This window comes from Ruegeria sp. BHSC037, assembly GCF_059613045.1.
Window position 1 is genome coordinate 261,380 of sequence record NZ_JBXWRT010000002.1, and the last position, 12,224, is coordinate 273,603.

12 protein-coding genes and 1 tRNA gene are annotated in these 12,224 nt (G+C 64.8%); 2 read left to right on the plus strand and 11 right to left on the minus strand.

The features are described from left to right. Positions 1-7 precede the first annotated feature (7 nt). Genes AC2FMN_RS03090 through AC2FMN_RS03125 form a run of 8 tightly spaced genes read right to left on the minus strand, consistent with a single transcriptional unit; the run spans position 8 to position 7,456 of the window. A complete protein-coding gene (locus AC2FMN_RS03090; protein WP_496686166.1) occupies positions 8-703 on the minus strand; it encodes a CbiX/SirB N-terminal domain-containing protein in 696 nt (231 codons plus the stop codon). A 60-nt stretch (positions 704-763) separates the two neighbouring features. Further along, positions 764-1,696 carry an AEC family transporter gene (locus AC2FMN_RS03095; RefSeq protein ID WP_496686169.1) on the minus strand — a complete coding sequence of 311 codons (933 nt, stop codon included), beginning with the start codon at positions 1,694-1,696 and terminating at the stop codon, positions 764-766. A 52-nt stretch (positions 1,697-1,748) separates the two neighbouring features. Further along, positions 1,749-2,555 carry an MBL fold metallo-hydrolase gene (locus AC2FMN_RS03100; RefSeq protein ID WP_496686171.1) on the minus strand — a complete coding sequence of 269 codons (807 nt, stop codon included), beginning with the start codon at positions 2,553-2,555 and terminating at the stop codon, positions 1,749-1,751. Next, the gene (locus tag AC2FMN_RS03105; protein ID WP_496686174.1) at positions 2,552-3,367 is read right to left on the minus strand and encodes a TatD family hydrolase; all 816 of its coding nucleotides are present in this window, start codon (positions 3,365-3,367) and stop codon (positions 2,552-2,554) included. The genes AC2FMN_RS03100 and AC2FMN_RS03105 overlap by 4 nt, the downstream gene beginning before the upstream one ends. Beyond that, positions 3,364-4,485 carry a DNA polymerase III subunit delta' gene (locus AC2FMN_RS03110; protein WP_496686176.1) on the minus strand — a complete coding sequence of 374 codons (1,122 nt, stop codon included), beginning with the start codon at positions 4,483-4,485 and terminating at the stop codon, positions 3,364-3,366. Before AC2FMN_RS03110 ends, AC2FMN_RS03105 begins: the two co-directional genes overlap by 4 nt. After that, positions 4,482-5,123 carry a dTMP kinase gene (gene tmk / locus AC2FMN_RS03115; protein WP_496686178.1) on the minus strand — a complete coding sequence of 214 codons (642 nt, stop codon included), beginning with the start codon at positions 5,121-5,123 and terminating at the stop codon, positions 4,482-4,484. The genes AC2FMN_RS03110 and tmk overlap by 4 nt, the downstream gene beginning before the upstream one ends. Further along, a complete protein-coding gene (locus AC2FMN_RS03120) occupies positions 5,120-6,286 on the minus strand; it encodes a D-alanyl-D-alanine carboxypeptidase family protein (protein WP_496686181.1) in 1,167 nt (388 codons plus the stop codon). The genes tmk and AC2FMN_RS03120 overlap by 4 nt, the downstream gene beginning before the upstream one ends. Before the next feature lie 15 nt (positions 6,287-6,301). Next, complete coding sequence (locus AC2FMN_RS03125) at positions 6,302-7,456, minus strand: SPOR domain-containing protein (RefSeq protein ID WP_496686184.1); 1,155 nt, start codon at positions 7,454-7,456, stop codon at positions 6,302-6,304. Positions 7,457-7,661: 205 nt separating this feature from the next. Here AC2FMN_RS03125 and AC2FMN_RS03130 point away from each other — a divergent pair. Then, positions 7,662-7,751, plus strand: a tRNA-Ser gene (locus AC2FMN_RS03130). Between the two features lie 378 nt (positions 7,752-8,129). Here the strand turns inward: AC2FMN_RS03130 and AC2FMN_RS03135 are convergent. Genes AC2FMN_RS03135 through AC2FMN_RS03145 form a run of 3 tightly spaced genes read right to left on the minus strand, consistent with a single transcriptional unit; the run spans position 8,130 to position 10,449 of the window. Continuing rightward, on the minus strand, positions 8,130-9,809 hold the full coding sequence (locus AC2FMN_RS03135; protein WP_496686186.1) for a recombinase family protein: 1,680 nt from the start codon (positions 9,807-9,809) through the stop codon (positions 8,130-8,132). After that, positions 9,806-10,222 carry a DUF2924 domain-containing protein gene (locus tag AC2FMN_RS03140; RefSeq protein ID WP_496686188.1) on the minus strand — a complete coding sequence of 139 codons (417 nt, stop codon included), beginning with the start codon at positions 10,220-10,222 and terminating at the stop codon, positions 9,806-9,808. Before AC2FMN_RS03140 ends, AC2FMN_RS03135 begins: the two co-directional genes overlap by 4 nt. Further along, entirely contained in the window at positions 10,219-10,449 is a 231-nt protein-coding gene (locus tag AC2FMN_RS03145; protein ID WP_496686191.1) for a DUF3489 domain-containing protein, read from the minus strand. Before AC2FMN_RS03145 ends, AC2FMN_RS03140 begins: the two co-directional genes overlap by 4 nt. 399 nt (positions 10,450-10,848) lie before the next feature. Between AC2FMN_RS03145 and AC2FMN_RS03150 the strand changes: the two genes are divergently transcribed. Then, positions 10,849-12,195, plus strand: a complete 1,347-nt coding sequence (locus AC2FMN_RS03150; protein WP_496686193.1) for a site-specific DNA-methyltransferase — start codon at positions 10,849-10,851, stop codon at positions 12,193-12,195. The last annotated feature ends 29 nt before the right edge of the window (positions 12,196-12,224 follow it).

Consider the following 12,224-nt stretch of genomic DNA (forward strand, 5'->3'; position numbering starts at 1 on the left):
ACCGGTTTTACCGCGTGACCTCGGCCTCCAAGACCGTGGCAATGCGGTGTTTGACGGCACCCAGCTCACCCACGACCGGCAGTTGCAGCCCGCGGAAACCCGCGCGAGCCAGCTCGGTCGGCACATCGTCCAGAACATGTCCGCCCGTACAGGCAAAGAACGGTAGGCACAGTGCGGTTTCGCGGGTGCCGCAGGCAGCCTCGGATATCGACGGCGCCTCTTCGACAAAGCCCGTTCGAACCGACTGAAAAGATATCAAACCGGCCAGTTTGTCTGCAAAGCTGTTGGCAACAACCGACGGGTTTCGGCTGCGGCCTGACCCGTGTGCGGCGATCACCAGGTCCGTCTCGGCCGCTCGCCAGCCGCGCTGGTCCAACTGCTCGGACAGGGCCGTGGCCACGATCCGGGGCAAGTCCGGGTCGGTTCCCAGCGGGTCGAGTATCCGCACATCGCGGCCGTCCACACGTTTGGGCAGGGCGCTGGTCACGAACCAGCCTTTCGCCATGAACAGCGGATAGATCGCCACTGCGTCGGTCAGGCCGTCCAGAACCTGCTCCAGCGCCCCCGGCGCGGCCAGCGTGGCCGAGGTTACATGGACCTGATCCGTCAACTGGTCGATTTCGTCGGCGAGCCGCGCCAAAGCCGCCTCGGCCGGAGCCGGATCCGAGGGTTGCCCGTGGGCGACGATGACGGCGTTCAGCATTGCGGTCTCCTGTCTTGCTCGGGGTTATGTGCGGCGCGCGACGTCGAAGTCAATCCGGCCTCAGCCCAAAACCACCAGCCACATCCAGACCGTCAGGATCGACGCCGCGGTTCCTATCAGCACGGACGAGGCGGCGACGCGTTTTGCGCGCCCATAGATGTTGGCAAAAATATAGGCGTTGAACCCCGGCGCCATCGCCGCGTTCAGAACGCCCGAGCGGAACAGGTCCTGCGGCAGGGCGGTCGCAGTTCCGAACAGCCAGACGAGGCTGGGATGCAGGATCAGCGACACGCAGCAGACATAGCCGATGGTCCGCAGATCGCCCTCGGGGCGATACATGACCAGCACGCCGCCCAGCGCGAACAGCGCGCCGGGCAGGGCAGCGCGGGTGATCAACCCCAGAGCCTCGTCCACGACCGCCGGGATGGCCAGACCCGTCAGGTTCACAATGAACCCAAGCGTGATGCCCAGGATGAGGGCGTTCTTGAACATCGTCGACAGGACGGACCTGACCATACGCAGGCCGCCTTGGCCGCGATTGCGGATGAACTCCATGACCGAGATGCCGACGCAGTAGCAGAACGGCGAATGGAAGGCGATGATGGCATAGTTACCGGTCAGGTTGTTCGCGCCATAGGCGCGCTCGGTGATCGGCAGGCCCAGCAGGACCGAGTTCGAGAACAGGCAGCAGAAGCCGATCGCCACGCAGTCTTCCCAGTCTCGCCCGAAGATGAACCGGGCGCCCAGCATGCCCGCGACAAAGCACAGACCCGCGGCCGAATAGAAGCTGCCCAGCAATCGTGGGTCGAAGCTGGCGCTCAGGTCCAGATGGGCGATGGCCAGAAACAGCAGGCACGGGATTGCAAAGCCTTGGGTGAATTTCATCAACCCGTCGACATGGTTTTCCTTGAAATAGCCCAGGCGGGTCGCAGCATATCCGGCGCCGATGACCAGGAAGACTGGTAAAATGACGTCGATCAGGCTTTGCAGCATCTCACGGTTCGCCTCGGTTCGTTATGCGTCGTGCCTGTCGCGACGGGGGTGGTCATGCGCCCGGCAACGGCTGTTCGATCATCAATCCGTCATGGGCGGGGGTTACATGGTCGGGGGTTTCCCTGTCGACCGTGGCATAGTCCAGATCGATGTGCATGTTGGTCAGGATCGCCCGCTTGGGCTGCAACCGTTCGATCCAGCCCAGGGTCTTGTCCAGATGGGCATGGGTCGGATGCGGGCTGCGGCGCAGAGCGTCGATCACCAGGCAGTCCAGGCCTTCCAACTCGGGCCAGGCGTCGTCATAGATCTCGGCCACGTCCGGCAGATAGGCCAGATCACCGATCCTGAACCCCAGCGCGTCGATCGAGCCATGGTTGACCTTGAAGGGCCGGAACGGGATCGGCCCGCCGGGTCCGTCAACCGCGAACGGGCCATCGATGGTCTTGAGGTCGAGGATCGGCGGGTACGGCGACCCCTCGGGCTGGATGAAGGCATAGCCGAACCGCCCCAGCAGCGCGTTTTGCGTGTCGCCGTCGGCCCAGACCCGGACTCGGCTGCGCATGTTGAACACGATCATGCGCAGATCGTCGATGCCATGCACATGGTCGGCGTGCGAGTGGGTATAGACCACACCGTCCAGCCGCCCGGTGCCGGTATCCAGCAGTTGGCTGCGCATGTCGGGCGAGGTATCGATCAACACCGAGGTCGTGCCGTCCGGGCCGTCGCGTTCGACCAGCATCGAGCAACGGCGGCGGCGGTTGCGCGGGTTTTCGGGATCGCATTCGCCCCAGTGTCCGCCCAGGCGCGGCACCCCGCCGGACGAGCCGCAACCAAGGATCGTGCAGCGCAGCGTGGTCATGCGGCGGCCTCGTGGGCGGCGGCCTTGGTGAACAGACGGTCGAAATTGGCCTGGGTGCGGGCCGCGAAATCGGCATAGTCCAGCCCGAACAGTTCGGCGCCGACGCGGGCGGTGTGGGCGGTGAAAGCCGGTTCGTTGCGTTTGCCGCGATGAGGCGGCGGGGCAAGATAGGGGGCGTCGGTTTCTACCAGAATTCGATCAATGGGCGCGGCGGCGAAGATTTCGCGCAGTTCGTGGCTTTTGGGAAAGGCCGCGATGCCCGACATCGACAGGTAGAACCCCAGATCCAGCGCCGCCTGGGCCAGTTCGGCCGAGGAGGAAAAGCAATGCATCACACAGGAATAGGGCGCGTTGCGAAACTCGGCGCCCAGAATGTCGGCCATGTCGGAATCGGCTACGCGGGCGTGGATGATCAGCGGCAGCCCGGTGCGCTGGGCGGCCTCGATATGGATGCGCAGCGACTTTTTCTGAACCTCGGCGCTGTCCGCGGTATAGTGATAGTCCAGCCCGGTTTCGCCGATGCCCACGAATTTCGGGTGCGCGGCCAGTGCGACCAGCTCGTCGACAGTGGCCATCGGCTCTTCGGCGGCACTCATGGGGTGGGTGCCGGCGGCATAGAACACCGGGGCATGCGCCTCGGCGATGGCGCGTACGGCCGGTTCGTTGCGTAGGCGGGTGCAGATCGTGACCATGCGGGTCACGCCGGCCTGTCGCGCGCGCGTGATTATCTCGTCCAACTGGCCCTCGAAGTCGGGAAAGTCCAGGTGGCAGTGACTGTCGGTGATCGCGGGTGGGGGGCTGGTGTCGTTCATCTGCTCGGGCCGGCGGAGTCCTGTATCTTGAACACCGTATCTAGGACCAGAGCGGCAGGGTCAAGGTTCACCGCCTGACCGTGACGGGCCCTTGCGGATACGGCCGCGGCAACCTCGGCCCACCGGCGGGCCATCTGCGGCGAATTCGACAGCCGCCGGAGCGTTTCCGACTCGTTCGGTGCGGCCTCGGGGCTGGGGGGTGCGCCGGTTGCGCCGGTCAGGGCCAGGCGCGACAGCGCGATGTCGATCAGGTTCAGCAGCAGGTCGAACCGGTCCGCCGCTCCGCGCTGCGCGGCAGCCTCGGCCAAGGCCAGAGCGCGTTGCCGGTCCAGCCGGGGGAGGGTGCCTAGAATGCCGATCACTTCGGCATAGATGTCAAGCCCGCCCAGGTTCAGCAGCCGGACTGCCTCGCCGACCGAGCCCGCCCCCAGGGCGGCCAGATGGTCAGGGTTGGGCGGCAGGTCGGCACCGGCCTGAGCCAGCGCCGCCTGCATGTCCGACGGCGACAGCGGCGACAGGCGCAGGGTCCGGCAACGCGACCGGATCGTCGGCAGCAGCCGCGAGGGCTGGTGCGAGACCAGTAGCAGCGTGGTACGGGCCGGCGGCTCTTCGAGCATCTTCAGCAGAGCGTTCGCCGCACTGGCGTTCATGTCGTCGGCCGTATCCACGATCACGACACGGCGCCCGCCATCGGCGGCGGACAGCCCGAAAAAACGGCCGAGCTTTCGGATATCCTCGACCACGATTTCGTTGCGCATCTTGTCCTTTTCGTTCACCGAGCGGGTCACGACCGCAAGCCCGGGTTCAGCCCCGGCCAGCATGCGATGGGCCACCGGATGATCGGGCGCGATGTCCAAAGATGTGGGAGCCGGAGGGGCTTCGAACAGCCCGTCCTCCTGCGGGGCCGGGGTCGCCAGAAGGAAGCGGGCGATGCGCCAGGCCAGCGTCGCTTTGCCCACGCCACGCGGCCCGGTCAGAAGCCAGCCGTGATGCAGCCGCCCCGAGGCGAACGCCGACAGGAATTCGCGTTCGGCCGCGTCCTGACCGAACAGTTGTTGCGTCTGACGCGGGTGCGGCGCGCCGGGCACCTGATCCGGGGGAAGAATGTCGTCGGTCATGTCTGTTGCAGGGGGCGCAAGGTCTGATGCACGATGTCCGCCACGTCGCGGGCCACGCTGTCGACGTCGCGGTTGCCGTCGATGACGCGGAACCGGTTCGGAAACTCTTTGGCAAGATCCAGAAAGCCCCCGCGCATCCGGCGTTGCAGGTCGGGACCGAAATCCTCGAACCGTTCTTCGGCGCCCTGCCGGCCCTTGGCCCGGGCCAGGCCGGTGTCTGGGTCCATGTCGATCAGCAGGGTCAGATCGGGTTCGCGCCGGATCATCAGGGCGTGCAACTTGTCCACCAGCGCGCGCAGATCGCCGCGCGACAGGCCCTGATACATCCGGGTGCTGTCCGCGAACCGATCGCAGATCACAATCTTGCCTGCCGCCAGGGCCGGCTCGATGGTACGCTCCAGATGGTCGCGGCGTGCGGCGGTGAACAGCAGGATCTCGGTTTCCGCCGACCAGCGGTCGGGGTCGCCCTCAAGCACCAGCCGACGGATCTCCTCGGCGCCGGGTGAGCCGCCGGGTTCGCGGGTCAGCACCACGTCATGGCCTGCGGCGCGCAGGGCTTCCGCCAGCAGACGTGCCTGGGTGGATTTGCCCGATCCGTCGATTCCTTCGAAGGTCAGGAAAAGCCCGCGCCCGCTCACATCGACTCCAGCGGGGAATTGATAACATCCTTCAGCACGATGCCGCCAACTGCCATCAGACGCACCACGAATCCGCCCAGCGGTACGTCCTGGGACGCATAAAGAGGGCGGCGGATCTCGGGCAGGCCTTCGGGCTTGACCACCAGTTCGGCCAGGTGCTGGCCTCTCCGGATCGGGGCGTTTACCGGCCCCTGATAGACCACTTCGGCCGGAACGTTCTGGTCGCCCAGCACCGGGAACAGCAGGGTCAGGTCGCCATCTGGCACCAGGCCAACGGTCTTCTGGGCGCCCATCCAGACCTTGGCCTGGGCTATCGGCGTTTCGGCGGTGGCAACTTTCCTCTCGACAAAATTTCGAAACGACCAGTTAACCACGGCCTCGGCCTCCTCTGCGCGGCGGGCGGTGCTTTCCAGCCCGGACAGAACGAAGATCACTCGCCGGTCGCCCTGCTGGGCCGATCCGACAAGGCCATAGCCGGCCTCTTGCGTGTGGCCGGTCTTCAGCCCGTCAGCGCCGATGTCGAGCTTGAGAAGCGGGTTGCGGTTATTGACGTTCGACGGTGCGCGCCCGTCGAATTCAAAGGTTTCCTCTGCGAACAGCGGGTAATATTCCGGGAAATCGGTGATCAGGCGGTCCGCCAGGATGGCCAGATCCTTGACCGACATCATTTGACCGGCCGCGGGCCAGCCGTTGGAGTTGGCGAAGGTCGAGTTGGTCATGCCAAGTTGCTTGGCGCGCTGGGTCATGTAGCGGGCAAAGCCCGCCTCTGTTCCGTCCGGGCTGAGCGCTTCGGCAATGACGACGCAGGCATCGTTGCCCGACAGCACGATGATGCCCCGCAGCAGGTCCTCGACCCGGACGCGGTCCTGCGTGTTCAGGAACATGGTCGACCCGCCATAGCTCATGGCGTGTTCCGACACCGGCAGCTTTTCATCCAGCGTCAGGCGGCCGTCGCGCAGCGCCTCGAACGCCACATAGAGCGTCATCAGCTTGGACATCGACGCGGGCGGCAGCGGCTCGTCGGCATTCTTGGCCAGCAGGACCGTCCCAGTCGTCTGGTCCATCACATAGGCCGCCCGCGCCGAGGTGTCGAAGGCCAGAGCGGGCAGCGCCGCCAGCATCAGGCCGATGGCAAGAAGGAGGGTTCGAATCAAAGTCGGCATCTTGGGCCTCCCTGTCTATTTCGCGGCGATGAAGGCGTCGGAGAACCCGAGATCCTTCATGTCGCCGAGGATTGCGCGGCGTTCCGCCCTTGTGGCAGCCGGACCCACGAGAACCCGCCAGACCTGTTTGTCGCCCGAAGTCACTTGTTGAACCTGTGCCGACAGGCCGTTCTTGCTGACCTTGTCAGCGGCGGCTTTGGCATTTGCCTCTTCGCTGAACGTCCCGATCTGCACAAAGGGTTTTGTCAGGTTTGAACTGGCCGATTCCGAGCCGGTGCTGGCTGGTGTGGCTTCGGAGGCCTCGATCGCGGCAGCTGCGCCGGCAATCGGGTCCAGCGGGGTCTCCGTGATTTCATCCTTGGGCTTTTTCTGCCACCATTTTCGCTTGGCCGGTTTCTCGGCCGGCGGGGTCACGACGGGGTCGGCCAGGGTGGCGGTCGCGTCAGAGGCGGGGGGCGCCTGCTGGGGCGCCGTCGCGGCAACGGCCGCAGCGCCCGCCGCCACTTCGGCTGCCGCACCGGTCGCAGCGGTTTCGTCGGGTTTCTTCTTTTGCCACCATTTCCGCTTTGCGGGTTTTTCTTCCGGCGCAGTAGTCGCCTCCGAGTCGGTCTTGTCGGGCGTCTCGTCCTTGGTTGCGCTGTCTGCGGCGTCCGCGGCGACATCTTCAGCCGGTTCCGCTTCGGGTGCCGGGGGTTCGACCACCTCGCGGCGCAGAGCCACCACGGTCAGGCGCGCCGGCGCGCCAGCCAGCAACCCGAGTTTCTCGGCTGCCGCCGAGGACACCTGCAGCGCCGGACCGGGCAGATTCCGTTCGCGCCGGAACAACGCGCCCGTAACCGACTTGTCATTGGCCGTATTCGTGATTTTGACTCGTTCGGGTTGGGCTACGTTGGGGTGGGCCACCCAGACGCCACCCAGTGACGGGCGTCCGTCCCACAGGCCGGCCTCGGTCACCTGAAAAACGTCCGGTGCTTCGACGTCGCGTTGCGAGGGGCCTGCTATGTCCGGAAGAAGCTCGGTTGCTCCGCCGTTGGGCTGTCCATCGGGCTTCGGCTTGCTTGCCTGGCCGCCAGCCAGCAGCGCCTCATCACAACCGCTCAACGCCACCAAAGCCATTATCGCAACAGCCGCCGTCCACCGGCCAAAGCGTGTCTGTGTCGCAGTTTCCATGTTTTGCGTTCCCTTGCCTGTATGGCCGGGTCGGACCCCGTCCTAGCTGCCGCCTTCTGGTTCTGTTGCCAGTATGCCGCAACCATATCGCGCGGATCATAGCCCGCGTGTATCGGCAAGAAAAGACAGAGGAACCGGGCTCGGCAAGAAATCCCTCTTTTTGCTTGCCACGGCCGGGTCTTGGCCTTAGACCGCTGCCAGCGCCGGGGAGGTGGCAGAGTGGTCGAATGCGGCGGTCTTGAAAACCGTTGGGCGTGAGAGCGTCCCCAGGGTTCGAATCCCTGTCTCCCCGCCACCCAGTCCCGTCTCACTTCATTGATACTTTCTTTCCGGGATTTCTGTCGAGACTTCAGCGGTTTACCATACCCGTTTTCTATCAGAGACGATCTAGCAAGCACAACTAGGGCACGGTTCTGACGCCAGTCTCAGTTCCGTATTTTCGCGGGGTCGCTTTGGGCGGATTTTCCCTGATAACAAGGAGTTTACAGGGAATTTCGGCATTTTTGGCGGAAATTCCTGATTTCGCCTTTGTGATAATGGCGTGATATCAATGATTTACGCCCCAAATTCCCTAAGCTGTGGAACAGGGAATTTTTTCACGGTAACAGGGAAGTTCTGCGTCGGAACAGGGACGTCACACCGGGTATCAGGGAAGCCGGAATTTCGGCGAGTTTCAGAAGCCGAAGATGCGCTCCTGCTCCGCCCAATCCAGCGGGTGGGTGACGCTGACCAGGCGCTTGAGGGTAAGCTCCGGCGGCTGGCTGCCGTCGAGAATCGCGGCCTGGATCTTCGGCGACAGGAAGGCGAGTTGGGCGCGGGTGCGGATGAAGGTGGCGGGTACCTGTTCCCGGCGCGCGATATTGACCAGCTGGACGCCACTTTTCAGATTGCGGACCCAGCCATGGGCGCGGATCAGCATGGAGCGGAGATGCGGATCCGGGTGAGGCTGCACATCGCCGGCGATGATCTTGGCTTCGACGCCGCGGCGTCGCAGGTCGAAAGGCGCTTCGATTCTGAGCAGGTCCGGGTTCAGACCGTCTGGCGAATGGCCAAGCGTGCTTGCCAGGGCCTTGCCGTCCAGGTCGAGGCAGATCCGCCCGCGCTTGAGCGTGCCAGAGGCAAGCAGGCCGGCGCAAATCGTTCCGCCGGTGTCGCGGAGCCGGGTGGCCAGTTTTGCGACCGCGGACTTGATTACAGATGCGGACCCGGCCTCCGGCTGCGCGAGGATCCGGTGCGATGCGGATGCCTCCTGCAGATGTGTGATCACGATGTTGCAAACCGCCGTCTCCAATGCTGGTCCTGACAATCGCCAACCGGTGGGATCCGTGCCCCCGGAGATCAGCCTGTTGGAGACGTAGTAGCGTAGCCGTCGGCCCTTGCGGGTGGTGTGGGTCGGGGTGAGCCAATCGCCGGTGTCATCTCGCAGCTTGCCGGTCAGCCAGGCGCCGGGGGCCGTCCCTCTGGATGGAGTATCGGGTGAGGGTTGCGCGCGGGACCGTTGTGAGGCTTGCCGCATCCTCTCCTGCACCCGTTCCCACAGGTCCTCGTCGACGATCGCCGGGTGCTGGCCGGGCCAGAGCTTGTCCTTGTGGCGGATCTGGCCGCGATAGACCGGGTTGCGCAGCAGGTAGTAGATCTGGCCGCGCGACAGCAGGCGATTGCCCCTGACGGTGCCATCAGCTCGGACAACCCGTTTCGAGCGCAATCCCTCGGCAGCGGCCCGCTCCGCCACCCGGCGCAGGCAGCGCAGTTCCGCGTAGAGATCAAAGAGGCGCCGGACGGTGCTGGCCTCTTCCTGGTTCACCACCAGCGTGCGGGCTTTGGGATCAGGGTGGCGGTCGTAGCCCAGGGGCAGGTTGCCGCCCATCCAGAGGCCTTTCTTCTTGGAGGCGGCGATCTTGTCGCGGATGCGCTCGGCCGTCACCTCGCGTTCGAACTGGGCAAAGGACAGCAGCACGTTCAGGGTCAGTCGGCCCATGGATGACGAGGTGTTGAAGGCCTGCGTCACCGAGACGAAGGAGCAGTTGGCCTGTTCGAGCCGCTCGACGAGTTTGGCGAAGTCGGTGAGTGAGCGGGTCAACCGGTCGATCTTGTAGACCACCACCATGTCGATGCGCCCGGCATCGATCTCTTCCAGAAGCCGCTGCAGGGCAGGGCGTTCGAGCGTGCCGCCGGAGATGCCGCCATCGTCGTATCGCTGCGGCAGCAGTGACCAGCCCTCGTGACGCTGGCTGGCGATATAGGCGGCGCAGGCCTCGTGTTGCGCATCCAGCGAGTTGAAGTCCTGGTCCAGCCCGTCCTCGGAGGACTTGCGGGTGTAGATGGCGCAGCGGACTTTGCGACGCGGGCTCATCTGGCGCCCTTTTCGGTGAGACCGAAGAAACGGGGCCCGGACCAGTGCGCCCTGGTGATCTCGCGGGCGATGGCCGAGAGCGAGCGGTAGGACCGCCCGTTCCAGGCAAAGCCGTCCTCGGTGACATCGACCACATGGGTCACCCCGTTCCATTCGCGCAGCAGGCGTCCCCCGGGTTTGAGGGCCGGGGGCGTCGGCCGTGGCTTTTGGTCCGCCCCCTTGTCCAGCGCGGCCGTTACCTTCCGGGAGAGCCCGCCATGACGGCGGGCCTGCAGTTCGAAGGCGAGGAAGCGGCGTAGGAAGGGCTGGCTCAGCATTGCCGGGGCAGGGCGGTCGAACAGCTGCTGCCAGAGCAACAGCAAGCCCTTCCGATCCATCGCTTCCAGCTCGGCGATTTCCGCTGGGAAGGTCATGCCTGCGCCTCCGCCTCGGCAACGAGGTGGTAGGTGGCCGGCGCGCCCGGTTTGTCCGATGCGCGGCGTTCGATCGTTGCGCCTTTCTTGCGCAACATGCTGAGGGCGGCCCGGGCCGAGTGTTGCTGCCAGCCGGTGGCCTTGCAGATGTCCGCGAGGCTGGCACCTGCGGGGCGGCGAAGCAGGGCTTGCACCCTATCGGTCTTGGTGTGTTTGGTTTTGGGCATGTCTGGTCTCCTCGTGTTCAGGGGGGCGGGATGCCGTGCCCCGGTACCGAGGTGAGCCCGAACATGTCGGGCGTGGGACCAGTGATGCGTGGTTCGCGCCGGTAGTCCAGCCTGAATCCGCTGGCGCTAACGAAGAATCGTAGGTGTCGTAACGCGCGGTAAATAAACAAAAAACTTGCTTCTTGCTGGCTGGGTGACTATCTTCGGGGTGCCTCACGCAGGGCCTTCATATCCTGCCAGAAGCACTCACCGGGCCCGAACGCCCAAAGGGAGCATCGAAAGAGGCAATGAACCGGATCGCTGGATCCGGGGAGTTGCTGTTCATGCTCTCTCCGATTTCCCCGATGCGATCCATTTTTTCCCCGGCTGTTGCGACAGCCCAGATGAATGGAGGCGCGCATGCGTACTCAACCCAAGACCCCCGATGCCGCGGCATCGACCACCCCTGTCTGGATGGCCGAAAAGGTTGTGCAGACGCCGATTGCAGACCTCAAGCCTTACGCCAACAACAATCGCGTTCACACGGCAAAGAGCATCGACAAGCTGAAAGCCTCGGTACGACAGTTCGGCTTCGTCACCCCGATCCTGGTCGATGGCGACGGCGTGATCATTGCCGGTCATGGCCGGTTCGAGGCGGCGAGGGCGCTGGGGCTCCGGACGGTGCCGACCGTGGTGGCCGGTCACCTGAGCCCGGCCGAGGTGCGCGCCCTGCGCATCGCCGACAATAGGCTCGCGGAACTGTCCGACTGGAACCAGGCGGCGCTGCAGATCGAGTTTGCCGAGCTGATGGACCTGAGCCTGGATGGCGAGCTGGAGTTCGGTCTCGACATCACCGGCTTCGAGGTGGCGGAGATCGACCTCCTCATCGGCGGTGCCGGTGACACGGATGCGCGTCAGCCGGAAACCGTTGAAGAGCCGAACCCGGCACAAGTCGCCATCACCCGGCCCGGCGACATCTGGCTGCTCGGGGATCACCGCATCCTCTGCGGCAATGCATTGGAAGCGGACGGCTATGCCTCTGTGCTGGATGGTGATGTGCCGCGCATGGTCTTCACCGACCCGCCCTACAATGTGCCGGTGCAGGGGCATGTGCGCTTGGGCAAGGATGGCAGCCACCGCGAGTTCGCCATGGCCTCGGGCGAGATGACCGACACGGAGTTCCGCGGCTTTCTCCAGACGTTCCTGACCCATGTCGTGGCCAATCTGCCTGCGGGCGGCATCGCCATGGTCTGCATGGACTGGCGCCACATCGAGGACCTGATCGCAATGGGTAAGGCCGGCGGTCTCGACCTCATCAATCTCTGCGTCTGGAACAAGACCAATGGCGGAATGGGCAGCCTCTACCGCTCCAAGCACGAGATGGTCTGCATCTTCAAGAAGCCGGGTGCGCGGCACATTAACAACGTGGAGCTGGGCAAGCATGGCCGCAACCGCACCAATGTCTGGGACTATGCCGGGGTCAACAGCTTCGGCAAGGGGCGCGAGGCCGATTTGGCCGATCACCCCACGGTCAAGCCGACGGCGCTGGTGGCGGACGCGATCATGGATGTGAGCCATCGTGGCGACGTGGTGCTGGATGCGTTCGGCGGGTCCGGCGCCACGCTGCTGGCGGCCGAGAAGACCGCGCGCCGGGCGCGGCTGATCGAGTTGGACCCGGCTTACGTCGATGTCGCCATCCGTCGCTGGCAGGAGATGACGGGTGAACAGGTCGTGCATGCGGTCACCGGCGAGGGCATTGTCAGATAAACCGGCTTGAGACGGGTGGGGCGGATTTG

Excerpts from the sequence above, each read along its gene's own strand:
- AC2FMN_RS03090 (WP_496686166.1), bottom strand. The coding sequence starts at position 703 with ATGCTGAACGCCGTCATCGTCGCCCACGGGCAACCCTCGGATCCGGCT.
- AC2FMN_RS03095 (WP_496686169.1), bottom strand. The coding sequence starts at position 1,696 with ATGCTGCAAAGCCTGATCGACGTCATTTTACCAGTCTTCCTGGTCATC.
- AC2FMN_RS03100 (WP_496686171.1), bottom strand. The coding sequence starts at position 2,555 with ATGACCACGCTGCGCTGCACGATCCTTGGTTGCGGCTCGTCCGGCGGG.
- AC2FMN_RS03105 (WP_496686174.1), bottom strand. The coding sequence starts at position 3,367 with ATGAACGACACCAGCCCCCCACCCGCGATCACCGACAGTCACTGCCAC.
- AC2FMN_RS03110 (WP_496686176.1), bottom strand. The coding sequence starts at position 4,485 with ATGACCGACGACATTCTTCCCCCGGATCAGGTGCCCGGCGCGCCGCAC.
- AC2FMN_RS03120 (WP_496686181.1), bottom strand. The coding sequence starts at position 6,286 with ATGCCGACTTTGATTCGAACCCTCCTTCTTGCCATCGGCCTGATGCTG.
- AC2FMN_RS03125 (WP_496686184.1), bottom strand. The coding sequence starts at position 7,456 with ATGGAAACTGCGACACAGACACGCTTTGGCCGGTGGACGGCGGCTGTT.
- AC2FMN_RS03135 (WP_496686186.1), bottom strand. The coding sequence starts at position 9,809 with ATGAGCCCGCGTCGCAAAGTCCGCTGCGCCATCTACACCCGCAAGTCC.
- AC2FMN_RS03140 (WP_496686188.1), bottom strand. The coding sequence starts at position 10,222 with ATGACCTTCCCAGCGGAAATCGCCGAGCTGGAAGCGATGGATCGGAAG.
- AC2FMN_RS03145 (WP_496686191.1), bottom strand. The coding sequence starts at position 10,449 with ATGCCCAAAACCAAACACACCAAGACCGATAGGGTGCAAGCCCTGCTT.
- AC2FMN_RS03150 (WP_496686193.1), top strand. The coding sequence starts at position 10,849 with ATGCGTACTCAACCCAAGACCCCCGATGCCGCGGCATCGACCACCCCT.